The organism is Nitrosomonas ureae, from assembly GCF_001455205.1.
GTDB lineage: Bacteria > Pseudomonadota > Gammaproteobacteria > Burkholderiales > Nitrosomonadaceae > Nitrosomonas > Nitrosomonas ureae.
Genome location: NZ_CP013341.1, coordinates 1,903,869 through 1,926,288, shown reverse-complemented (window position 1 = coordinate 1,926,288; position 22,420 = coordinate 1,903,869). Strand labels below are relative to the sequence as shown.

Below are 22,420 nucleotides of genomic sequence, written 5' to 3'. Positions count from 1 at the left end.
TAAATCATGATCTATCGAGAAGCCCTTGGAAATCCAAACACCTCAGTCATGTGTTTTTCAATATAATGTACCGCGCATGCAACACCATCTTCCTGCGCCATCGCTGCGCCCAACGCTTTCGCGCGCCCGGCTACTTCGGGCTTTGCGGCAAAGTCGATCATACTGGAAAGTTTCCGCGCATTAATCTTGGTATGGTGCACGTACTTTGGCGCAATCCCCGTCGAAGCCAATTTATCAGCCCAAAAGAATTGATCTCCGGCAAATGGAATAACGACTGACGGTACTCCGGCGCGGGATGCGGTATGCGATGTACCCGCACCACCATGATGAATCACCATCGAAGTTCTAGGAAACAGCCAATGATGCGGCGTATCACCAACCACATGGAAATTTCCCGGCAGCTCTACAGGATTAATGCCGCTCCAACCGGAATAGAACAATGCACGCCGTCCGGCTACCGCTTCTATAATTGCAGCCAGAAATTTCTCCCGATCGAACCCGGCCATGCTACCGAAGCCGACATAAATCGGCGGCTCGCCGGCGTCTAAAAACTCGGCCAAAGTCGCTGGCGGTTCCCAGGCTTCGGAATCGACAAACCATGCACCGCATATTTTCCACATCTCGGGCCAGTCGGCTGGTTGCTGTATGAGATAGCGCGAAACGCCATAAAGCACCGGGTAATCACGCCACATCTGCTGACGCGACATTTGCCCGCACACCTCGCGGCGCGCCTCATTTATTCGTTTGCGGAATGACCACCACATGAGCGCATTGACCGCATGATGACTCAACAGATTCAACCAGCCAGGCATCTGCCAGGGCGGCAACAACGGAGATGGAAATGCGCGGGTCGGTGACATCGGCCAAAGGCCCAGCCCAAAAGCAGGGATACGCAAATATTCCGCCACCGATAACCCGACATAACTCGCGATGCCTGAAAACAGAATCGCATCCGAAGCTTGGGTTTGAGTGGTGATTTCCCGCATCCATTCAACCGTATTCTCATCCGCAATAAGTGCAACCGCCTTGGCCAGCTGCGTAACATCGCCCCCTTTTCGCATCAGTTTCGACAATGCTCCCTCGGGGCCGACTGTTGCCTTCATATCGCCACTCAACGCATGGAAGGAAATTCCCTGCGCCTGAGCAACCGCCAATGTGGATCGATCAGCAAAAAACTGGACTTCATGACCTGCATTCAGCAAACCACGGCATAATCCGACCAGCGGACGAGAATCACCTTCGGTTCCGTATGTGACGACAGTGAATCGCATAAAATTCTTTCTAGAATAGCGGGTTGATGCTAAAGCTGAGCCTACTCCTCATGACGCAATGCTGAAGAAAAAGGGAAATGTATTTTACAGCTTCGTATGCTTATTATCGCCTCATTTATTCGCAAGCGTTGTATGTTCTTATACAATAGAAGCAATTCATACATTCATTATTTTAAGGAAAAGAACAAAAAGTGTGCAAACTATCCAACCTCCCGGAAAACAGTAATCCGCAACAAAATCAGCAACGGCGCTCATTTCTAAAACTCACCATGGCATCCGCGCTGGGGCTGGGAATCGCAGCAACTCATCAGGTCATGGCCGCATCAGGCGGTATTACGACGCCGCCTCAACCGGAAAATGTACTCACACCGGAAGCGGCTCTGGAAAGATTGATGGCGGGTAATGATCGTTATGTTGCCGGCCTCTCCACACCATTGAATTTTAAAGATGAACGCGCAGCTTTGGTCAACGGCCAGAATCCTTATGCCAGCATATTAAGCTGCGCTGATTCAAGAGTGAGCCCTGAATTCTGCTTTGACGAGCAACGAGGGGATCTGTTTGTCGCCCGGGTTGCCGGAAATTATTTGACGACAGATTTTGTTGCTACACTCGAATATGCAGCGGCTGTTTTGCATACTCCACTGATTATGGTATTGGGTCATGAAAGCTGCGGTGCGATCAAAGCTGCAATTGATGCCTCAGATAACAGCACGCAATTTCCAGGGCATATTCAATCGATCGCCAGTGCCTTAGCACCGGCGGTAAGAGCGATTGACAAGCAATCGAAGAACCGCATCGATGATGTCGTCAAAATGAACGTCATACAAAATGTAAAGGAATTGAAAAAACAAACACCCATCCTCAGTCGATTGGTAGCGGAGAAAAAGCTTCTTGTAGTCGGTGGTGTATACAACCTGAAGACAGGAAAGGTCGATATGGTGGCTTAAGGAAATGCTGATTAATTACCTGCGCAAATCATCTTAAAAAATTACCGCTGATACGATTGAGTCGTAAGTACCTGAGAATTCATTGATCCAGCGCTTTTTTACTCCCAAATCACCATCTTGAAGCGCTCTTTGACGATGCCAAAGTAATTGCATTTCCAATCGCTTTGCGCAAAAAAATCCAGATGATGCCATTGGTCTTTCAGTTTCAGAATACTGGCAGCGGCATCGTCCCAATCGATAGCGGCAAGCTTGGGCTCCAGCTGCTGTTTGCGTGTTTCCACTTCCTCAAAGTCAAAACCATCATATTCCCAGTGCAATACCTCAAATACATTGCCAGCGCGATCCACGTAGTCCATGCTGAAATCCAACCCCCACTTGGGACGCATCCGGATGATTTTATACACCAGCGGGTTCGCTTGCGCCCATTGCTCTAATTGCTCCAAAGCTTCACCGCTGTACCCTTTACGTTCAAACAACAAGCTGTGATTCAACACGGCACCTTCTACCCGCTCCGGTTGCGTGAACCAGGGTGACTTTAAAGCACGCCGATGCTCGCGATGTGCTTTCGCAAGCACGCAATTGACCTCGGCGTAGCGTTGCTCCAGATCGGTCAGGTCATAACCGTTCTGATCAAACAACGCAAGCTCCCGGGCTGTCGGTGGCTTCGAGCTTTCCAACGGTTGATTCCAATAACCGTTGGGAGTGAATTGATGGTCGCTTAAATCGATATAACTCATGAAACTAACAATATATTACGAAGAAACGGATTATAAAAAAACATCACATTTTGACGGGTCATTTTCCATACAATTCCCGCAACTCATCCTTGGCTTTTTCCAGTATTTCCCTTTGCTGCACGGACAAATGCTTTCCCGCCCGGTTAATATAAAAATTCAACATGGGCATCGCCGATGCAAACGGCACAGCCTTACGCCCCTGGCTACTGTCGGCAGAATGTTTCAACGACAACGCGATTTTACGCGGATCAATCCCGATGAACACGCCGGGCTCGAGATCCAATGCATGGCTGGATTTGGTGATTTGTTGTGACCCATGAGGGAAAGTCTCTGGATACATGAAATTTACGATTATGTTGATCTCTTATTTATATAAGTCAATAACTTGGGATGTTCCATCATAATTAACTACTATGATTCGCTCAAAGCATGAAGGCTTAGAGATATTTTTAACAATATCAACTTGATCTTCACTTTTCGTATAATTCATATGATCAACTAACAGTAACCACCAGCGGCCATATTTAGAAATATAAGGCATTATTTTTCTCTCTTTCTCTTCGATGCAATGTCTAATCGCATCTGAACATATATTTACTACCCAGCCTCCAGCATCGAGATCAGATTCAATCCCAAGTTCGTATCTATGCGTTGTTTTAGATCCTCTTTTAATGAATCTAATTAATACGTTCTCATTTATTTTATATTTGAAAGGAATAGCTTCATTCTGACAGTAAGAATACATGCACCAGATTTCAATAATGAGTTGACTCAATTATTGAATGAGTAATTATTGGAGCTCTGGTGCCGTAAGGGTTGCCAAGTTTCCTGACCCCCACTCTGATCGACCACAATTTGTGTCATTCCTCGGATCTGTCGGTTACTTGGCAACATCTGACGGTGAGGTTTCACCTCGCCTTTGTCTGTGACCCAAGAAGGGCCTGATCGCTTATCTCTTTACTGTCTTGTCCTGACAATCGGTTTCGGTGAATCCCTATCAATAACTGTATTCAAAATGGGGAACGAAAATGAATAATCAATCATTATCCAATCATCAAACCATTGTTGGGGGAGTCGATACACACAAAGATCTTCATTTCGTCGCTATAGTCGATGCCTATGATCGAGTACTTTCCAGTAATTCTTTCCCAACGACGCGACAGGGTTATAAATCAATGTTGGATTGGATGCAATCTTTTGGTGAGGTCAAGCGCATTGGAATAGAATGCACAGGGACTTATGGTGTAGGCTTGTTAAGATATTTACAACAATTTGATATCGAAATTTTAGAGGTTACTGCACCAGATAAAACAATTCGGCGCAAACGTGGTAAAGACGACACAATTGATGCGGAAAATGCGGCGCATGCAGCATTTGCTGGTATACGCACCGTCACACCTAAAACGCGTGATGGCATGGTCGAATCGCTACGGGTTCTCAAGATGTGTAGGAAGACCGCCATTGCAGATCGCCGTATCGCACTACAAATGATCCAAATGAATATTATCTCTGCGCCAGAAGCGATTCGTGAATCACTACGCACAATGACTCGAATGCAATTAATCCGTACCCTTGCTGCCTGGCGACCAGATCTGAGTGGGTATCGTGATATATCAACTGCATACAAAATTGCATTGAAATCGCTTGCACGACGATATTTGGAGTTACATGACGAAATTGCAGATTTGGATGTGATGATTTCCGTCATTGTTGATGAATTAGCCCCCGAACTGATTACAGGCAAAGCCATTGGATATGAATCTGCGGCACAGCTACTCATTACCATAGGAGACAATCCGGAACGCTTAAAGTCTGAAGCTAGCTTTGCGGCGTTGTGTGGTGTCAATCCAATTCCTGCCTCATCAGGCAAGGTCAATAGGCACAGGTTAAATCGTGGGGGTGATAGAGCGGCTAACAGCGCGCTGCATATTATTGCTATAGGACGATTGCGGATAGACGCCAGAACTAAAGAGTATGTTGAAAAGCGTTTAACTCAGGGTCACACTAAACTTGAAGCACTTCGTTGCCTTAAACGTTATATCGCAAGAGAGGTATATTACACTTTGAGAAAGAGAAATAATTTAATCAATAGCGCACAAATTGCAGCTTGACATTTAGAAGGGCATCTATGGAAAGCATCGATTGCTTCCTTAATCTTTTTCTCAGAGATATTTAATTTTCCTTTATCTCTCTTATAACGCAATCCTACCCAGAAATTATTACCTCCAGCTTTCGCATCATAATTTAATAATACTTTTTTCACTTTATCACGCAACGGTATTGCCGTTTCTTCTAACCCTTTTGCTTCTCCAGTATCAAAGTAATATAGCTGATTAAGCCTTCTTACTTCTACGCCAATAGAATTTTCTATCAAAAAATCAGGAGGAATATTACCGTCTGGTTCAAATTTGACATTATCGTAATATTTCTCCAAATAGTTTTTTGCGACAGATTCATCTCTATTCATCTCAATTTCTTACCCACGCGCAACCATCAGGGATTTCAACTATTTTCTCTTTCAGATTTGATGTATAGACCTATTATTCAATAGCTTTCCAATGTCCAAGAATCCAGAAGCCTAGCATTTTTTTGCAAACTCATTTCTAAATCAAACGGTAAAACTCCCAACAATGGGCAATCCAGCTGATGTTCCAACGTCGCAATGTTTTGCTGTAAAACCAGCATCTGCGGATCGATACAATTCGCCACCCATCCTGCCAAAGTCAAACCGTCAGCTCGTATAGCCTGCGCCGTCAGTAGCGCATGGCTCAAACAACCCAAACGCATGCCGACCACAAGGATCACTGGAAGATTCAACAGCTTTGCCAAATCCGCTCCAGTCTGCTGCTGATTGAGTGGCACCAGAAACCCACCGGCGCCTTCGACAATGACGATATCCGCTTTGCTGCTCAGTTCCAAGTAAGCATGATGAATAACCGTCAGATCAATTTCCATACCCGCCTGTTGCGCAGCGAGGTGCGGAGAAATGGGTGGATCGAATGCATAGGGGTTGATTTGCTGACGTGTAACGCTTATGTCGCTGGCGACGAGTAAGTGTTCGACATCCAGCCACTTTCCATTCTCACTACCTGCGGCAATCGGTTTCATGCCGACGACTTTCTTGCCTTGTGCGGCAAATGCGTGCAGCAGCGCACAACTGACGGTGGTTTTTCCGATACCGGTGTCGGTGCCGGTGATAAAGTAGCCTTGACTCATTTCAAGGCGGCAGACCCAATTGCCGGCGCGTTTCCGGCGTCAGAATCGAACGCGGATCGAATGGTTTCCAGGCATGGCCGTACACCACTTCAAAAGTGGCGGGGAGCTTGCCATCACGACGCAGTTTTTCGTATTCACTAATGGCTTGTTGCCACTTGTTTTTTCCCATCAATCCCTGCTGCCTGCCCTGCAACACGTTATGTGCGCCGATGGCTTTGAGGTCACGCATCACGCTGACCGCGTCGTCATACGTCAGGGTGATGTATTCCATGTCCATCACCGGCGTGGAGAAGCGTTTGTTGACCAGCATATCGCCGATGTCATGCATGTCGGCAAACCGATTGACGTGCTGGTAGCCATCGATGCGCGCAAACGCTTGGCGCAACTCTTTCAGCGTATCCGGACCGAAGGTGCTGAACATCAGCAGGCCATCCGTGCGCAGAATGCGATGCATCTCGGCGAACGTATGTTCCAGATCGTTACACCACTGAAATGCAAGATTCGACCACACCATGCCGACACTCTCATTTTTAATCGGTAGCTGCTCAATATCGGCACACACATAATCCGCGCGTTGCTGCTGCAACGGTAGCACGCGTTGCCACCAAGCCGTATTGGGGCGCGCATGTGACAGCATCGTCCAGGCAATATCGAGCGCGATCAATTGACTTTTCGGATAGCGTTTGGCCAATTGCTGGCTGCCGTAGCCGGTGCCGCTGCCTGCGTCGAGAATGATATCGGGCCGGTATTTGATGTATTCCAGGCGTGACAGCATGCGGTGGCTGATCTCACGTTGCAGCACTGCCGCCTGATCGTAACTATGGGCGGCACGCCCGAATGCAGTGCGCAATTGTTTTTTATCAAGCGTGTATTCGGAATTCATTGAGGCAAGTCACAAATTGTTCAGGATAGGATAAAAACGGCGCGTGCCCACAGTGCGCAAACATCACTCGCCGGGATTGAGGTAATTGTTCGTGCATCCAATCGGCAGCAGCAGGATGGGTTATCACGTCATTCTCGCCATGCAATAATAAAACCGGTTGTTGGATTGCGGCGATCCGATCACGCAAATCGCTTTGCTGCAAGATCTTCAATCCTTTCTCCAATGCGACTGGATTTGGCTCGTCACGCTGAAAAAAATGCTTGTGCAATTGCGACAGAATCTTGCTCGCACCGCGATCACCACTCATTTGCAGGGTCAGAAACCGGTTAATGGTCGTCGCATAATTAAGTTTCAAATTCTCCAGGAAAAGCTGCAGCAATTTGCGCTCCATGCCTGATTCCCAATCCTCGTTTTTGGCAAAGCACGGGGTGGTGGAAATCAGAATCAGTTTCTGCACCTGTCGCGGTTCACGCAGCGCCAATTCCATCGCGATCTGCCCACCCAATGACCAACCGCCTAGCATGCAACGCTCGGGTAGAATTTCCGTAATAATTTCGACCCAATGTTCCAATGTGCCGGGCTCGGACATAGGACTCAGCCCATGCCCCGGCAAATCCACCAGATGCAAGCGGAACTGTTGTGCCAGCTGATCCTGAACCCCGCTCCAGATCCCGCTGTGCATGGCCCAACCGTGCAATAACACCAGATCGGGGCCATGCCCCAAGGATTCAATATGCAGCTGCGTCATGCCTGCAATGCGATTTCTTGCAATGCTTCCGCCAAGCACAGGACATCGTGCGGTTGATGCGCCGCGGACAATGAAATACGCAATCGCGCCGTATTCGGCGGAACCGTCGGCGGACGAATGGCTGGCACCAGAATCCCGCGTTCGCGCAAACGCTGACTGATGCACACCGCCACAGCGCTTTCCCCTATCAGCAAAGGCTGGATCGGGGTACTGGACGGCAATAACTTCCAAGGCAACGATTGCAATGCTTCCCTCAATCGCACGATATTTTGCGTTAACGCATCCCGCCGCCATTCATCCTGTTGAATTAATTTCAGACTGGTGATTAGCGCTTGAGCTAACAAAGGTGGGGTTGCCGTGGTGTAAATATAACTGCGTGCGGATTGAATCAGCGTTTCGATAACTTCCGCTTGCGCTGCGACAAAGGCTCCGAATACGCCAGCAGCCTTTCCCAAGGTCGCCATATAAATGATATTTGGCGAATGGATAGGGGTACAATCCGGTAAAAACAAGCTGCCACGTCCCTGCCTGCCCAACACACCAAAGCCATGCGCATCGTCCAATAACAACATGGCTTGATGTTTCTCGCATACTGCTAGCAGTTCAGAAATTGGTGCGATATCACCTTCCATGCTGAATACTGCGTCTGAGATCACCAATTTGCGTCGCGCGTTGCTCGAAGACAATTGCTGTTCCAGTCGCGCAAGATCGTCATGCGGATAGCGGATAAACTCAGCGCGTGATAACAACGCTGCGTCATTCAGCGAGGCATGGTTCAGTTTATCGGCGAAAATAGCATCCTCGCGACCAACTAATGCTGTGACAACACCGATATTAGCCATGTAACCGGTAGAAAACAGCAATGCCCGCGGAAATCCGGTAAATTCCGCCAGTGCTTCTTCTAGAACATGATGCGCGGAAGAATGGCCATTGATCAAATGAGATGCGCTTGCACCAACACCATAACGCCGTGCGCCTTTACTGGCTGATTCAATCAAATCCAGGTGATTGGCCAGCCCCAGGTAGTCGTTGCTGCAGAAAGCCAGATAATCACGCCCATCCATAGTGACATGGGTTGATTGCGGGCTTTCGAGAATTTTTCTCTGTCGCAACAAGCCTTGCTGTTCACGCTGGCGTAATTGCTCGGACAGGTCAGGAAACATCTATGACAGTGCGTGAAGTCCCAATTTTTCCATCAGCGCTCGATCGCGGTCAGTTTCGGGATTTCCCGTCGTCAACAACTTATCGCCATAGAAAATGGAATTTGCCCCCGCCAGGAAACATAATGACTGAATGGCTTCGGACATTTCCTGCCGTCCTGCGGATAAGCGCACCATTGCTTTCGGCATAGTAATCCGCGCAGCGGCGATAGTACGAACGAATTCAAGTGGATCTAACGCTGCGGTACCATACAGCGGTGTGCCTTCAACTTGCACCAAATGGTTGATCGGAACCGATTCGGGATAAGGATTCATATTCGCCAACTGAGCGATTAATCCGGCCCGTGAACGGCGCGTTTCCCCCATGCCGACGATACCGCCACAACATACATTGATTCCGGCCTCGCGCACTTGTTGCAATGTATCCAGACGATCCTGATACTGCCGCGTGGTAATGATTTCTTCATAATATTCAGGCGCTGTGTCAAGGTTGTGATTATAATAATCCAACCCTGCTTCTCCCAGTTGCTGAGCTTGTCCGGGCTTTAATAAACCCAGTGTGGCACAGGTTTCCAGACCCAGTGACTTGACCGCACGCACCATTTCAGTCATCTTTTCGATATCGCGCTGCTTCGGACCACGCCAGGCGGCACCCATACAGAACCGCGATGCCCCTTTGTCTTTTGCTGCTGTCGCAGCGGATACCACTTCATCCAGCGACAGCATGTCCTGATTTTCAACACCGGTATGATAGCGTGCCGCTTGCGGACAATAGCCGCAATCTTCCGGACAACCGCCTGTCTTCACGGAAATCAGCGTGGATAATTGCACGCCATTCGGATCATGGTACTGACGATGCACCGTCTGCGCACGAAAAATCAAATCGTTAAAAGGCGCATTCAACAACGACTCAACCTCGGTCACATTCCAAAACTCGGAATTCTGCGATTCCCCGGTAATATTGCCTGGATTGCCTTGCGTTACGTTATTTGTGATAAGTGAATTCAAATTCATGCCGATTAATCTACCTTCTTTTTAAGTAAACACGATCTTCTACCATCAATACTTTGGATGATCAAGGATTCAAGTGGCCCTGTCAATTTTTCCGTTACCCTTTGTTCATAACAGATCGACGCTATCCTCATCATGACTCAAATAAATTGTGTGCTATGCGGCGCAACGACAAATCAGGATTTCTGCGAATCCTGCATGCTCGACTTGCCGCAACTGCCAGAAAATCATTGTCCTATTTGCCTGTGGCCAGTCCCAACCTCGGAAATATGTGGCACCTGTCTGAATAACCCCCCTGCATTCACACGCACCATCGCGGCCCTGCGTTACACATTTCCTATCGATGCGTTGATTCATGCATTAAAATATCGAACTAATCTTTTCTTGGCGTCGATTCTGGCAAATCTGCTCATAAAAAAATTAAAGACCACCGATATACTGCCGGATGTCATTATCCCGATGCCTTTGCATCCTCTCCGATTACGTGAACGCGGATTTAATCAGGCGATGGAAATCAGTCGTTATGTTTCAAAGTCCCTGGGCATTATTGTATTACCCGATAGCTGTACTCGCATCAAGCATACACTTCCGCAAACCGGATTACCCTGGAAAGACAGACAGAAAAATATTCGCAGCGCTTTTGATTGTACAATAGATCTTTCCGGCAAGCATGTTGCGCTGGTTGATGATGTTATGACAACGGGCGCTACATTGAATGAGTTGGCAAAAACACTACGTAAACGCGGTGTAATTGAAGTCAGCAACTGGATAATAGCCCGGGCTTTGTCCGAAAAAAATCAAATAGGTCCGCATTCATTATAACAGGCCAATAATCGCCTCCGTATGTACAACATTATCCTCTACCAACCTGAGATTCCACCCAATACAGGTAACATTATCCGTCTCTGCGCCAATACCGGCATGCAATTACATCTTGTCAAACCTTTAGGATTTCCACTCCAAGATAAGCAATTATTACGCGCAGGCCTGGATTATCATGAATTTGCTCAAATAAAAGTACATGATAGTTGGGCAGATTGTTGCCACAGCCTGCGGGATCATCGAATGTTTGCAATCACCACACGAGGGAAACAGGGCTATGACAAAGTAACCTACACCGCAGGAGATACTTTTCTGTTTGGCACAGAAACCCGAGGATTGCCCTCGCATATTATAGATACCTTCCCGGAACAGCAGCGCATTCGGGTACCAATGATGGCCAATAGTCGCAGTCTTAATTTATCCAATACTGTCGCCATCATCGCTTATGAAGCATGGCGACAGTCTGGTTTTTCCATGGGAATCTGAGCAACTCTATTGCAGATTCAAACTGTCATTTAAAATGCGGGGGGTCACAAAAATCAATAGTTCGCGTTTATTGTCGACTCTGGTTGTATTGCGAAAAACGTGACCGAGTACCGGAATATCACCCAGCATTGGTACTTTATTGACCACTCGATTCTCAGTTCGGTCAAAAATGCCACCAATCACCACGGTTCCGCCATTTTCCACCAATACTTTAGTGGTTACTTGCTTGGTATTAATCGCCGGCGGTAGAAATTGGTTAATAATCGCACCAATTCTGTCCTGATTGACATTCAATTCCATATCAATCTGACCATTATAGGTAATCAATGGTTTTACCCTTAATCGAAGTGTCGCATCCATAAAGCGAATACTCGTCGCTCCACTGCTCGTAGCTTGTTGGAAGGGAATCCGATCACCTTGTTCAATAATCGCTTCGACGCCATGGGCCGTAACTACACGCGGACTGGCTATCACTCTCCCTTTCTGATCCGTTTCCAATGCCGACAATTCAAGATTAATTAATCGGTTATTATTAATTTTCATTAAACTCAAACCCAGTGCCGCCGGTCCCCCCAATAAACCAGTAGCCGCGGCCGCGGGTAAATTCACATTCAGGTTGTTGGCCCCGCTTACCCCGCCTCCGGCAGCAAGAGCGCTTGAACCTGTTACATTACCCGAAACCCCCAAAGTTTGATCACCCAGACCACTTGCATTCTGTATACCAAAACGCGCGCCCAGATTGCGGCTAAAATTATCTGTCGCTTCGACAATACGCGCTTCAATCATGACTTGTCTTTCAAACACATCCAGCTTCTGTATGCGCTTCCTAACTTCATCTATTCGGGCAGGAATGTCGGTAACTGTCACTGTATTGCTAATCTCATCCATATTGATCGTACCTCGTCTGCTCAGCATGCCTTCAAACGAAATTGAATTAACTCTACGATGATTCAGATGATAAGTTTCTGAGCGCAACGGTTCCATATCGGCTATTTGCATTTGTGCTTCCACATCGAGCAATTCTCTGTCTGCCATCTCTTTTCGCGGCGCCACAAAAATAACGTTACCCACTTTACGCTTGTCCAATCCATGCGCCTGCAACACAATATCAAGCGCCTGGTCCCAAGGCACATCCTTTAATCTTAAGGTTAGATTTCCTCCCACCGAATCACTGGCGATAATATTCAAATTGGTGAAGTCAGCAATTACTTGCAACACCGCCCTAACCTCCACATCTTGGAAATTGAGCGACAATCTTTCACCGGTATACCCACCATTAGCACGTCTTTTTTTCGCTTGTTCCTCTTCATCTTCGGTCAGCGCCCGTATTTCAAGAATAAATCTTGTGCCTGATTGACGTGCGGAATGCTCCCAACGTCCACCGGATTTAACATGCATGCGGACATTATTTCCCTTCTTGGATGTTTCAATGATCTGCACAGGCGTAGCAAAATCCATCACGTCAAAGCGCCTTCTGAGACTACCTGGCAGTAACGTATCGACAAACTCGACAAAAACATCATCGCCTTGTTGCTTCACATCAACACTTGCGCCGGCTTTTGTCATATCAACCTCAATGCGGCCCTCACCATTCGCACCGCGGCGAAAATCGATATCCTGTAGCCTATTCATATGGGTGTTAGAAGTTTCCTCAGCGAATCGCACAACAGTAGTAGATGTTCGATTTTCCGGAACAGTGAGCAGTTTGATTAACAGTATATTTTCCTGTGCTATGATTTCATGTCGCATTAACCTAGCCAGGTTTAGTACCAACCGTGTTCTATCACCTACTTGAACGACATTTATGCTGCGCAAATCCCCTTCAGCAGCTTCCTGTTCATTCTTTCCTAATCCGTTGGAAACCTGATAAAAGTCAAAATAAATACGATTTGGATTGTCCAGAGCCACCCCTGTCGGAAGTGCCTGGAGCGGATAATCGAGAGTAATCTTTGCAATTACCTCGCTATTTTGGAAGGTAGAAATATCGATTGAACGGATACTATTATGAAGTGCCTCTGCTATTACCGTTTGCGGAGAAAAAATTACCACTGAGAAACAAATTAATATTGCAGCAAATACCATATTAAGGCCATACCCTTTCATAGCTATTGTTAGCTTAATGGTTGTTACGTTGCTAATTTTTCAGCGTAAGTACACTCGTCCTTTCAATCCATTCATTCACCCCATCTTGTACGATTTCTGATAGTTTAATTTCCGATTCCGAAATATGGTTAATTTTCCCGAAATTCGAACCTAAATAATTACCAACCTTTACACGGTATAGTGCTCCATCCGGTGATTTTATTACAGCAAATATCATATCTTTCTGTTGTAATGAGCCAACCATAGATAAATTCTCCAGCGGATAGGATTCCAGAAACTCCTTACGCCGATTCAAATCAGGTTGAATTTCACTTGTAAGCGCCTGTACCTGATTATTTTTGCGTGGCACAAAAGGGCTAGGTATATCAAATGCCTGATAAGTAAAAGATTTATATGGAATAACTTCAGGCAATGGATCGATCTTACCTTGCAAGCCCTCCCCCGAGCTATGTACAAACGCTTCCAGATCGCTGTAATCATTCTGACTGCACCCAGTTATCATGCTCAACCAAATTATAGATAATACTAGCAGATATATGTTTTTAATCATAATTTATTTGCTTCCCGTCTGCTTTAATATTTCTTCCTCGTCCAGATAACGAAATGTCTTTGCAACCGCATCCAATACCAGCTTCCCATCATTCGCAGGCAAAATGCTAACGTCATTTAGCGTGACAATTCGTGACAATTGCGCAACATCACTGGCAAATGCACCAATATCATGATAACTGCCGGTCACTCGGATTGACACTGGCAACTCGGCATAAAATGCATGAATCGTTTCCTGCGCATCGGGCTTAAATAATTCAAACTGCAAGCCACGACCTAAGCCAGCTTGATTAATATCCACCAATAGCGCTTCCATTTCCGATTTATCAGGAAGCTGTTTTAACAACGCACTAAGAGATTGCTCAATTTCTTTCAACTGCAAACGCAAAGCAGATAGATTGACAGCACTATTTTTCTTAACCAGGTAAGTGTTTTTTAGCGTTTCTTCTTCAGCATGTATATTTCTCAGCGTTTCGATCTGATCTTGCCAAACCAGAAAATGCCCTGCCACGATGATCGCAACAAATAATATTACCAATGCGGCAATCTTAAATACCGCCGGCCAATTCCCAGCTTGATTAATATCTAGCTGACGCAATTCTATGAGTAAATTATTCATCTCAGCTTGTATGTATTCTATCCGGCGGCATTAAAAGAAGAATTTTGCACATCATTGACTGATGCTTGCTTGAGTTTTATTTTCATATTGAATTCATTTTGACGCACATTATTGATCGTCATTGCTTTGATTTCTATCAATAATGGCGACTCAAGCCATGGTGAAGATTCAAGATTGCGCATCAGTGTCGATACCCATGCATTGGATTGCGCATATCCAACTAAAGTAATGTTATGCCCCTCTTGTTTGATACTTTGCAGATATACGCCATCGGGAAGCAGCCGTACCAATTGATCCAGTAAATAAACAACCTCGGATCGACTGTTTTGCAAGGTCTCCACGATTTGTTTACGTGTTAGCAGCTCTTGTGTCTGATTCTTAATTTCTCGGATCTCTGCAATCTCTTTATCCAAAATCGCAACCTGCTCATTTAAGTATTGATTACGGCTATTCTGAAATTCTATTTTTTCAGCAATCATGTCATGAACACCCCAAACTACAAGCAAACCTAAAAATCCGACCATTCCGGCCAGCACTGCGATTTGCTGCTGTCTTGCTTTACGTTTAAGTTCACGATGAGGCAGTAAGTTAATACGAATCATGATGGATCAAAATTTCTTAAAGCCAGACCGCAAGCAATCAAAAGGGAAGGTGCATCGAGGTTCAATTGCCGTGGGATAATACGACTCGACAATTCCATAGTTGCAAAAGGATTCAGAATCAGAGTGCTGACTTGCGTCCGTGCTGCAATAATCGCATCCAGTCCGGGAATGACTGCACTTCCCCCCGCTATGAAAATATAGTTCACTTCAGTATATTGCGTGGAGGTATAAAAAAACTGAATGGCGCGCATCACTTCGATGGCCAATGTCTCGCAGAATGGTTGCAAAACATCCACTTGATAGTTCTTAGGCAACTCTCCGCTACGCTTGGCTGCTTCAGATTCTTCCAGAGAGAGGTTAAATTGATTATGTATTTCTTGTGTTAGTTGATTGCCACCAAAGGATTGATCCCGGGAATATATTGATTCCCCATTGAGCAGCACATTAACTTTCATGACCGTTGCACCGATATCAACCAATGCGATTATCTGGTCTTTCCCCCCTCCTGGCAATTGATTCAGCGTTAACTCAAACGCTGCTTGCGCCGCATATGGTTCCACATCCATGACCGTGGCCTTTAAACCGGCAGATAGCGCTGCTGCCACACGATCTTCGACTTTCTCCTTACGTGATGCTGCAATTAGAACTTCAACTTCCTCTGAACTATCGGAAATTGATCTGGTGATTTGAAAATCCAGATCAACCTCATCTAATGGAAATGGAATATATTGGCTGGCCTCATTTTCCACTTGAAAAATTAAATCATCTTCCCGCTGCCCCGCCGGAACAATTATTTTTTTTGTAATTACATCTGTTGTAGGCAACGCCAATGCTACATTTTTATAGCGAGTTCCCATCCGCTTCCAGCCACGTAGTATGCCTTCACTCACTGCTTCCATATTGGCAATTCCACCATCCAGCATTGCATCTACCGGCAAAGACTCTATAACATAGCGATCTATCCGATAAGTTTGGCTTCCTTTACCAGTTAGTGATAACTCAACCATTTTTATCGATGAGGAGCTGATGTCCACACCGATCAATGGCGAAGACTTCATTTTTAAGAAGCCCAGATCAATAGTAAAATTTTCCTTGAACATTGTTTGATTAGCGGCGATACTCGCAAATTAAAAGTTGCCCTATCAGAGCCAGAATATGTAAAATCTTTATTGTCCTCATAAATTCGATGAAACTATTCACCAGATTGAAAAAACTGGCATTGATTCTGACAGAATCTGTAAAATCCTATTCAAAGAAAAGCGCTGGTTATACCCCCCCTTTCACTGGGTAAATCGACAATACCATTATATGATAAGCCCCTATCTATTTTCATGTTAGCTCGTTGGTTATATTATTTTTTCCTTGCATTCTCGGCACTAGGCCTGATTGGAATCCTATTAGCAGGCTTTGCTGCATTGGTTATCTATTCAAACTTACCATCGCTGGAAACGTTAACGGATTACCGTCCTAAAATTCCCTTACGGATATACAGTGATGAAGGTCTATTAATCGGAGAATTTGGTGCAGAGCGTAGAAACGTTGTAACCATTTCTCAAGTTCCAGAAAATCTAAAACAATCAATTCTGGCAGCAGAGGATGATCGTTTTTATGAACACGGTGGTGTCGACTATCTTGGCGTTCTACGAGCAGCCTATTCAAATTTTTCTGCAGGGAGTGTACGACAAGGTGCCAGCACGATAACAATGCAAGTGGCACGCAATTTTTTTCTGACAAGAGAAAAGACTTTTACCAGAAAGCTTAGTGAAACACTATTGGCTTTTAAGATTGAGCATAATCTTACTAAAGATAAAATTTTGGAGCTTTACATCAACCAAATCTATCTAGGACAGCGTAGCTATGGCTTTGCAGCTGCAGCGCAAACATATTTCGGAAAATCTTTACAGGAAATTAATATTGGAGAAGCCGCCATGCTGGCAGGTCTTCCTAAAGCACCCTCCAGTTATAATCCTATCAGTAATCCTAAGCGAGCTAAAAGTCGGCAACTTTACGTCTTAGGAAGATTATATAAACTTAATTACATTTCTAGTAAAGAACTAAGCGAATTAGAAAAACAATCCGTTGCAGTAAAAAAACGTTCAACAACCTCCGCAATGCCGGCAGAATATGTTGCCGAGATGGTTCGCCAAGTCATCTATGATCGATACCAGGAAGATGCATATAATAAAGGCATAAAGGTCTACACAACAATCCGTCAACTTGATCAAGAATCTGCTTATCAGGCTCTACGAAAAAATGTAATCGAATACGACCGGCGTTGGGGTTATCGAGGTCCTGAAGGATTTATTGATTTACTGAAGAATGGAACTAACCAAGAAAAGACACTGAATGATGCGTTGGATGAAATTAACGACAGTGACGATATTTATGCAGCAGTTGTATTGACTGCAAAACCAAATAAAGTACAAGCCTATCGTAGAGGAGGAGAAATCATCGAAATCACTGGTGATGGGCTTAATTTTGTACAAAAATTCCTTACTGAGAAAAAAGAGCCTGGGAAAAAATATATCATTCCTGGTGCATTGATCCGTATTCAGAAAAATCCTAACAATGTATGGCGTATTGTTCAACTGCCTGAAGTTGAATCAGCATTGGTTTCAATTGATTCCAACGATGGCGCAATACGTGCTTTGGTCGGTGGCTTTGATTTTTATAAGAATCAATTTAATCACGTCACTCAAGCATGGCGACAGCCTGGATCCAGCTTCAAGCCTTTCATTTACTCCGCGGCCTTGGAAAAAGACTTCACTCCGGCGACGATCATCAATGATGCACCACTCTCATTCAGTGCCACTCAGACTGGAAGCCAGTTATGGGAACCGAAAAATTTCGATGGTAAATTTGAGGGGCCCATACGTATGCGAACCGCCTTGACTAAATCAAAAAATCTTGCATCTATCCGAATATTACAAGCTATTGGCATACGCTACGCACAAGACTATATAACTCGATTTGGTTTTGATGCGGAACGCCACCCTCCTTATTTACCAATGGCGCTTGGAGCAGGTTCAGTCACACCGATGCAGATGGCCGTGGGTTATGCGGTATTTGCGAATGGCGGATTCCGTGTTGCTCCATACTTTATAAAAAGTATTGAAGATGAAAAAGGTAACGTCATTGAACAGTTTCATCCCATATCAGTATCAAGTGGCGCCAAACGAGTCATTGATCCACGTAATGCATTTATTATGACAAGTATGATGCAAGACGTGATTAACCGTGGCACAGCTGTTAAAGCTAAACAGTTGGGACGTAGCGACCTCGCAGGAAAAACGGGCACTACCAGTAATTTTATAGATGCTTGGTTTTGCGGTTATCAGAAAGATTTAGTTACTATCGCATGGATAGGATATGACGAACCCAAACCGTTAGGCAGCAATGAAACTGGCGGACGTGTTGCATTACCTCTCTGGATGGATTATATGGATCCAGTTTTAAAGGGCATTCCAATAACTGCGAATTCGCTACCTAATGGAGTTAAAGCAGCAAAAATAAACTCAGCCACAGGACTTAGAGATGAGTATGGAGACATTACAGAATATTTCTTTAGTGAATTGCTTCCTCCTATGATCGATAACTCTATTGAGTTTGCACCCAAAGTAACAAGAGATGTCAAAGATCAATTATTCTAAATTTCTAAGCCATTCAGCCGCTTCGACAGCATAATAAGTTAGAATTCCGTCCGCCCCCGCGCGCTTAAAAGCAAGCAATGACTCCAATACACAAGATTCTTCATTTAACCAACCGTTGATCACAGAGGCTTTGAGCATTGCATACTCACCACTAACTTGATAAACAAATGTTGGTGCTCCAAACTGATCTTTGACACGGCGAATGATATCTAAATAAGGCATACCCGGTTTAATCATTACCATATCAGCTCCTTCATCCAAATCTAATCCAACCTCCCATAACGCTTCATCGGAATTCGCAGGATCCATTTGATAAGTATATTTGTTACCAGTACCTAGATTCTTGGAGGATCCCACAGCATCGCGAAATGGACCATAAAAACTCGAAGCGTACTTAGCAGAATAGGCTAGAATGCGCGTATGAATAAGTTTATGATTGTCTAAACTATTTCTAATTGCGGAAATACGCCCATCCATCATGTCCGAGGGTGCGACGATATCTGCACCTGCCTGAGCATGGACCAATGCTTGCTGACAAAGAACCTGTACTGTTTCATCATTCATCACATAACCAGACTGATCGATCAAACCATCTTGACCGTGAATTGTATATGGATCCAAAGCAATATCGGTAATTATTCCCAACTCAGGAAAGCTAGTCTTTAGCTGTTTTATTGTTCGCGGCACAAGTCCGTCAGGATTATATGCCTCGCTAGCAGTTAGATTTTTCTGCTCAATATCTATAACTGGAAAAATAGCAAGAGCTGGAATACCAAGGCGCATACATCTCTCTGCCTGAACCATTAAAATATCAACACTCTGTCTCACTACCCCAGGCATTGATTCGATATTTTCACTACGTTTCTTTCCATCTAAAACAAAAACCGGATAAATAAAATCATTTGGCAGAAGATGGGCTTCTCGCATCAAATTACGAGAGAACTTATCGTGTCGCATTCGACGCATTCTTCTTTGAGGAAAATGACTATAGGGGAACATAATAGCAAATGTGATAAATTAAAAAGTCATCTGGGAACTGACTCGTAGATTGAGTGTCTCACAAGTGGACAATCTTGATCGTCCCCCTGTCTTTCCTCCCTGAGGCAGGGAAAGTGATATTAAGGCGGTTCCCCCGGTTTTACTCCCCTTTAACCGGGGTTTTTTATATCGACTCTGATAATTGTATCTAATTATCATATAGCATATTAATTTATGCGCAGCCATTCAGTTATAACAGTCATTGCATCATCAACACCAATATTTGTTATACTTGAAAATAGTTGCACACTACATTGCGGATAAAATTCCTTTAGAAATAGAGCTACTTTCTGTAAAGTAATATTTGCTCGCATTTTACTCAGTTTGTCAGCTTTGGTTAATAAAATATGAATTACTTTTCCTGTAGATGAGAACCAGTCAAGCATTTGAATATCATGAGGTTTCAGAGGATGACGAATATCCATTACTAATATCAACCCCCTTAGTGAGGTACGAGTTTGCAAATAGTTGCTTAATAAGCTTTTCCAGTGTTGCCGCACATGCTCTGGAACTTTAGCGTAACCATATCCAGGTAAGTCAACGAGAAATTGATTTGATGCTAATTGAAAAAAATTGATTAGTTGTGTGCGTCCTGGTGTCTTACTAACAAAAGCCAAGTGATTTCTATTAGTTAGTGTATTGATAACGCTTGATTTCCCGGCATTTGATCGTCCAGAAAACGCGATTTCAATGCCGGAATGCTTTGGTAAATCCCATCTCTCATGGGCAGAAGTATAAAAAGTCGCATTCAATAAGTGAGGCATATTTATAGCAAGAAATTAGATTCTGAATTTTTTAACGCGTCATTAGCAACTATTATCAAACCTTCTAACACTAAATTATTAATAACTTTAATTGGAAGTTTAAAAAAAGGGATTAATAATGAAGCATTTCCGCCACTTATGATACAATTGGCAGAAACAAGATTTGCATTTGATAACAAAAGATTGTACATCCGATCAATAGCGCCTAGTATGCAATGCAATATTCCGGTTTGTATCGCATTATCGGTATTGACAGGAAAATCTTCGTAGCTACCCAATTCAATACTAGCAAGGTGAGTGCCAGCCAGAAGACTTTTAGTCATTAAATGAAATCCAGGCAGTATAACCCCACCAAGAAATTTTCCAGATTTCGAAAGAACATCAATTGTCACTGCAGTCCCAGTGCTAATAACTAGGCAGGGCTTCTTCTCAATTTCCCAAGCAGCAATTAAAGCTGCCCAACGATCACTTCCTAACTGACTTGGATTAGTATAACCGTTAATCACACTACATCTAAACCTACTAGCACATAACCATTGTGGTTTCGTGGACCAGTGAGAAACTAAGTTATTTATTTGATTTTTAGTTTCATCACGAGCAACATGAGAAATAATAACGAAAGTCGGCTGCGAGAGTTTTATGAATTCGTTTTCCAGAATAGAAACATTCTTGTAAAATACATTACCTTGTTTTAGCCATTGATTATCACTATACAATCCCCATTTTATATTCGAATTTCCAGAATCAATGGCAAGTATAGAGGACATGAATTCTTAGTGAATCCTAGATCGGATCGCAATGTTACCTATATTAAATGATTTCTTTCCTTCAAGGGTTAACAAGCAGATGGCACCATCATCTGTTACTCCGTCAACTATACCTGTTATTGCTAAGCCATTTGGAAAGATCAAATCAACTTCACATCCTTCGTAAGAATGATAACTAATCCATTCTTTTTTAAAAGAAGAGAAACCATAGTATGCGAACTCGTCAAGAACATTATATAGTTCTGATAATAGCCTGCCTAATACCTGGTTTCGATTTATTAAATCACCAGTTACACTTGATAAATCAGTAGCTCTCTGATTTATCAAAGGTATGATTGATTTAGAAAGATTAAAATTTATTCCGATGCCTATTATCGCGTATGATGGCCCACACACTTCACCGCGAATTTCTATTAAAATTCCAGCTAATTTATGAAAATTGCACAGAATATCATTTGGCCATTTTATGTTGATATTTTGAATAGCATAAGATCTTAAAACTCTTAAAATTGCAATACCGACGACTAAACTCAAACCTGATAAATTAGATACTCCTTTTTCAAAACGCCAACATATTGAGAACAACAGTCCGTTACCAAAACCGCATCGCCAAACACGCCCTTCCCGGCCTCTTCCATTGGTTTGAAATTCTGCAACAGCGACCGAAGTTGAATCTTTAATTAATGCATTTCTTTTTAATTGACTAAGAAGGTAATTATTGGTTGAAACGATAATATCGAACAATCTTAACTCAAGCTTTTCTGACTCAATTGATATATACCGCGTAATTAGCTCAGCATCTAACCATACTATCGGCTTATTTAATCGTATTCCATACCCATCAATATTTACTACATCAACATTATATTTCTGTAATTGAATTACTAGGAAATATATTGAGGCTAACGAGCATCCAAAATATTTTGCTAAAGAATTTACTGAATGATACATCCCATCATTCAGTAGTATCAACAATCGTAATGCTCTTAAATTTACATACATGTGTATACGAAATTTATAGAGTCCAAGCTGTTGAATAGATTTTTT

The 22,420-nt window shown here is 44.0% G+C and carries 24 protein-coding genes; 5 read left to right on the top strand and 19 right to left on the bottom strand.

Annotation, left to right across the window (positions count from 1 at the left end; all coding sequences use genetic code 11):
* Nucleotides 1-11: 11 nt before the first annotated feature.
* Complete coding sequence (locus ATY38_RS08800; protein WP_062558977.1) at nt 12-1,271, bottom strand: glycosyltransferase; 1,260 nt, start codon at nt 1,269-1,271, stop codon at nt 12-14.
* 191 nt (nt 1,272-1,462) lie between these two features.
* Here ATY38_RS08800 and ATY38_RS08795 point away from each other — a divergent pair, with 191 nt between their 5' ends.
* Nucleotides 1,463-2,218: a carbonic anhydrase gene (locus ATY38_RS08795; protein ID WP_062558976.1), complete on the top strand. Its 756-nt coding sequence runs from the start codon at nt 1,463-1,465 to the stop codon at nt 2,216-2,218.
* Between the two features lie 98 nt (nt 2,219-2,316).
* Here the strand turns inward: ATY38_RS08795 and ATY38_RS08790 are convergent, their stop codons facing one another.
* From ATY38_RS08790 to ATY38_RS08780, 3 genes are read right to left on the bottom strand one after another with little or no spacing between them, the layout of a single operon-like run.
* Nucleotides 2,317-2,955, bottom strand: coding sequence for a hypothetical protein (locus ATY38_RS08790; protein WP_062558975.1), 639 nt, complete (start codon nt 2,953-2,955; stop codon nt 2,317-2,319).
* 58 nt (nt 2,956-3,013) lie between these two features.
* Nucleotides 3,014-3,295 carry a DUF3175 domain-containing protein gene (locus tag ATY38_RS08785; protein WP_062558974.1) on the bottom strand — a complete coding sequence of 94 codons (282 nt, stop codon included), beginning with the start codon at nt 3,293-3,295 and terminating at the stop codon, nt 3,014-3,016.
* Between the two features lie 24 nt (nt 3,296-3,319).
* Nucleotides 3,320-3,730 (bottom strand): hypothetical protein, encoded by a 411-nt coding sequence (locus ATY38_RS08780; protein WP_143023479.1) that lies wholly within the window; start codon nt 3,728-3,730, stop codon nt 3,320-3,322.
* 253 nt (nt 3,731-3,983) lie between these two features.
* Here ATY38_RS08780 and ATY38_RS08775 point away from each other — a divergent pair, with 253 nt between their 5' ends.
* The gene (locus tag ATY38_RS08775; RefSeq protein ID WP_062558972.1) at nt 3,984-5,066 is read left to right on the top strand and encodes an IS110 family RNA-guided transposase; all 1,083 of its coding nucleotides are present in this window, start codon (nt 3,984-3,986) and stop codon (nt 5,064-5,066) included.
* On the opposite strand, the gene ATY38_RS08770 is transcribed toward ATY38_RS08775, so the two are convergent.
* From ATY38_RS08770 to bioB, 6 genes are all read right to left on the bottom strand, one after another.
* Nucleotides 5,012-5,422 carry a hypothetical protein gene (locus ATY38_RS08770; protein WP_062558971.1) on the bottom strand — a complete coding sequence of 137 codons (411 nt, stop codon included), beginning with the start codon at nt 5,420-5,422 and terminating at the stop codon, nt 5,012-5,014. The genes ATY38_RS08775 and ATY38_RS08770 overlap by 55 nt on opposite strands.
* Nucleotides 5,423-5,499: 77 nt before the next feature.
* Nucleotides 5,500-6,171 carry a dethiobiotin synthase gene (bioD, locus tag ATY38_RS08765; RefSeq protein WP_062558970.1) on the bottom strand — a complete coding sequence of 224 codons (672 nt, stop codon included), beginning with the start codon at nt 6,169-6,171 and terminating at the stop codon, nt 5,500-5,502.
* Nucleotide 6,172: 1 nt separating this feature from the next.
* Nucleotides 6,173-7,054 (bottom strand): malonyl-ACP O-methyltransferase BioC, encoded by an 882-nt coding sequence (gene bioC, locus ATY38_RS08760; protein WP_062558969.1) that lies wholly within the window; start codon nt 7,052-7,054, stop codon nt 6,173-6,175.
* Nucleotides 7,032-7,802, bottom strand: a complete 771-nt coding sequence (bioH, locus tag ATY38_RS08755; protein WP_062558968.1) for a pimeloyl-ACP methyl ester esterase BioH — start codon at nt 7,800-7,802, stop codon at nt 7,032-7,034. Before bioH ends, bioC begins: the two co-directional genes overlap by 23 nt.
* Entirely contained in the window at nt 7,799-8,965 is a 1,167-nt protein-coding gene (bioF, locus tag ATY38_RS08750; RefSeq protein WP_062558967.1) for an 8-amino-7-oxononanoate synthase, read from the bottom strand. Before bioF ends, bioH begins: the two co-directional genes overlap by 4 nt.
* Complete coding sequence (gene bioB / locus ATY38_RS08745; protein ID WP_074702143.1) at nt 8,966-9,976, bottom strand: biotin synthase BioB; 1,011 nt, start codon at nt 9,974-9,976, stop codon at nt 8,966-8,968. It abuts the gene before it with no gap.
* Nucleotides 9,977-10,108: 132 nt separating this feature from the next.
* Here bioB and ATY38_RS08740 point away from each other — a divergent pair, with 132 nt between their 5' ends.
* The gene (locus ATY38_RS08740; protein ID WP_062558966.1) at nt 10,109-10,795 is read left to right on the top strand and encodes a ComF family protein; all 687 of its coding nucleotides are present in this window, start codon (nt 10,109-10,111) and stop codon (nt 10,793-10,795) included.
* Nucleotides 10,796-10,816: 21 nt separating this feature from the next.
* Nucleotides 10,817-11,281: a tRNA (uridine(34)/cytosine(34)/5-carboxymethylaminomethyluridine(34)-2'-O)-methyltransferase TrmL gene (gene trmL / locus ATY38_RS08735; RefSeq protein WP_062558965.1), complete on the top strand. Its 465-nt coding sequence runs from the start codon at nt 10,817-10,819 to the stop codon at nt 11,279-11,281.
* Nucleotides 11,282-11,287: 6 nt separating this feature from the next.
* On the opposite strand, the gene pilQ is transcribed toward trmL, so the two are convergent.
* Genes pilQ through ATY38_RS08710 form a run of 5 tightly spaced genes read right to left on the bottom strand, consistent with a single transcriptional unit; the run spans nt 11,288 to nt 16,254 of the window.
* Nucleotides 11,288-13,384: a type IV pilus secretin PilQ gene (gene pilQ, locus ATY38_RS08730; protein WP_062558964.1), complete on the bottom strand. Its 2,097-nt coding sequence runs from the start codon at nt 13,382-13,384 to the stop codon at nt 11,288-11,290.
* 31 nt (nt 13,385-13,415) lie between these two features.
* The gene (locus ATY38_RS08725) at nt 13,416-13,886 is read right to left on the bottom strand and encodes a pilus assembly protein PilP (protein WP_256325590.1); all 471 of its coding nucleotides are present in this window, start codon (nt 13,884-13,886) and stop codon (nt 13,416-13,418) included.
* 51 nt (nt 13,887-13,937) lie between these two features.
* Nucleotides 13,938-14,552, bottom strand: a complete 615-nt coding sequence (locus tag ATY38_RS08720; RefSeq protein ID WP_062558962.1) for a type IV pilus inner membrane component PilO — start codon at nt 14,550-14,552, stop codon at nt 13,938-13,940.
* A 17-nt stretch (nt 14,553-14,569) separates the two neighbouring features.
* Complete coding sequence (locus ATY38_RS08715) at nt 14,570-15,154, bottom strand: PilN domain-containing protein (RefSeq protein ID WP_062558961.1); 585 nt, start codon at nt 15,152-15,154, stop codon at nt 14,570-14,572.
* Entirely contained in the window at nt 15,151-16,254 is a 1,104-nt protein-coding gene (locus ATY38_RS08710) for a pilus assembly protein PilM (protein ID WP_062558960.1), read from the bottom strand. The genes ATY38_RS08715 and ATY38_RS08710 overlap by 4 nt, the downstream gene beginning before the upstream one ends.
* 231 nt (nt 16,255-16,485) lie before the next feature.
* Here ATY38_RS08710 and ATY38_RS08705 point away from each other — a divergent pair, with 231 nt between their 5' ends.
* A complete protein-coding gene (locus ATY38_RS08705) occupies nt 16,486-18,804 on the top strand; it encodes a penicillin-binding protein 1A (protein ID WP_062558959.1) in 2,319 nt (772 codons plus the stop codon).
* Here ATY38_RS08705 and hemB read toward each other — a convergent pair.
* The 4 genes from hemB to ATY38_RS08685 form a co-directional block, all read right to left on the bottom strand.
* Nucleotides 18,796-19,803, bottom strand: a complete 1,008-nt coding sequence (hemB, locus tag ATY38_RS08700) for a porphobilinogen synthase (RefSeq protein WP_062558958.1) — start codon at nt 19,801-19,803, stop codon at nt 18,796-18,798. The genes ATY38_RS08705 and hemB overlap by 9 nt on opposite strands.
* A gap of 206 nt (nt 19,804-20,009) precedes the next feature.
* Nucleotides 20,010-20,606 carry a ribosome biogenesis GTP-binding protein YihA/YsxC gene (gene yihA, locus ATY38_RS08695; protein WP_062558957.1) on the bottom strand — a complete coding sequence of 199 codons (597 nt, stop codon included), beginning with the start codon at nt 20,604-20,606 and terminating at the stop codon, nt 20,010-20,012.
* A 2-nt stretch (nt 20,607-20,608) separates the two neighbouring features.
* Nucleotides 20,609-21,373 carry a type III pantothenate kinase gene (locus ATY38_RS08690; protein ID WP_062558956.1) on the bottom strand — a complete coding sequence of 255 codons (765 nt, stop codon included), beginning with the start codon at nt 21,371-21,373 and terminating at the stop codon, nt 20,609-20,611.
* Nucleotides 21,374-21,379: 6 nt separating this feature from the next.
* Nucleotides 21,380-22,348, bottom strand: coding sequence for a biotin--[acetyl-CoA-carboxylase] ligase (locus tag ATY38_RS08685; protein WP_235590226.1), 969 nt, complete (start codon nt 22,346-22,348; stop codon nt 21,380-21,382).
* Nucleotides 22,349-22,420 lie beyond the last annotated feature (72 nt).

Coding starts and splice junctions, on each gene's coding strand:
- ATY38_RS08705 (WP_062558959.1), top strand. CDS start 16,486: ATGTTAGCTCGTTGGTTATATTATTTTTTCCTTGCATTCTCGGCACTA.
- ATY38_RS08690 (WP_062558956.1), bottom strand. CDS start 21,373: ATGTCCTCTATACTTGCCATTGATTCTGGAAATTCGAATATAAAATGG.
- pilQ (WP_062558964.1), bottom strand. CDS start 13,384: ATGAAAGGGTATGGCCTTAATATGGTATTTGCTGCAATATTAATTTGT.
- yihA (WP_062558957.1), bottom strand. CDS start 20,606: ATGCCTCACTTATTGAATGCGACTTTTTATACTTCTGCCCATGAGAGA.
- ATY38_RS08770 (WP_062558971.1), bottom strand. CDS start 5,422: ATGAATAGAGATGAATCTGTCGCAAAAAACTATTTGGAGAAATATTAC.
- bioC (WP_062558969.1), bottom strand. CDS start 7,054: ATGAATTCCGAATACACGCTTGATAAAAAACAATTGCGCACTGCATTC.
- ATY38_RS08775 (WP_062558972.1), top strand. CDS start 3,984: ATGAATAATCAATCATTATCCAATCATCAAACCATTGTTGGGGGAGTC.
- ATY38_RS08785 (WP_062558974.1), bottom strand. CDS start 3,295: ATGTATCCAGAGACTTTCCCTCATGGGTCACAACAAATCACCAAATCC.
- bioH (WP_062558968.1), bottom strand. CDS start 7,802: ATGACGCAGCTGCATATTGAATCCTTGGGGCATGGCCCCGATCTGGTG.
- trmL (WP_062558965.1), top strand. CDS start 10,817: ATGTACAACATTATCCTCTACCAACCTGAGATTCCACCCAATACAGGT.
- ATY38_RS08710 (WP_062558960.1), bottom strand. CDS start 16,254: ATGTTCAAGGAAAATTTTACTATTGATCTGGGCTTCTTAAAAATGAAG.
- ATY38_RS08790 (WP_062558975.1), bottom strand. CDS start 2,955: ATGAGTTATATCGATTTAAGCGACCATCAATTCACTCCCAACGGTTAT.
- bioB (WP_074702143.1), bottom strand. CDS start 9,976: ATGAATTTGAATTCACTTATCACAAATAACGTAACGCAAGGCAATCCA.
- ATY38_RS08725 (WP_256325590.1), bottom strand. CDS start 13,886: ATGATAACTGGGTGCAGTCAGAATGATTACAGCGATCTGGAAGCGTTT.
- ATY38_RS08720 (WP_062558962.1), bottom strand. CDS start 14,552: ATGAATAATTTACTCATAGAATTGCGTCAGCTAGATATTAATCAAGCT.
- ATY38_RS08715 (WP_062558961.1), bottom strand. CDS start 15,154: ATGATTCGTATTAACTTACTGCCTCATCGTGAACTTAAACGTAAAGCA.
- bioF (WP_062558967.1), bottom strand. CDS start 8,965: ATGTTTCCTGACCTGTCCGAGCAATTACGCCAGCGTGAACAGCAAGGC.
- bioD (WP_062558970.1), bottom strand. CDS start 6,171: ATGAGTCAAGGCTACTTTATCACCGGCACCGACACCGGTATCGGAAAA.
- hemB (WP_062558958.1), bottom strand. CDS start 19,803: ATGTTCCCCTATAGTCATTTTCCTCAAAGAAGAATGCGTCGAATGCGA.
- ATY38_RS08740 (WP_062558966.1), top strand. CDS start 10,109: ATGACTCAAATAAATTGTGTGCTATGCGGCGCAACGACAAATCAGGAT.
- ATY38_RS08800 (WP_062558977.1), bottom strand. CDS start 1,271: ATGCGATTCACTGTCGTCACATACGGAACCGAAGGTGATTCTCGTCCG.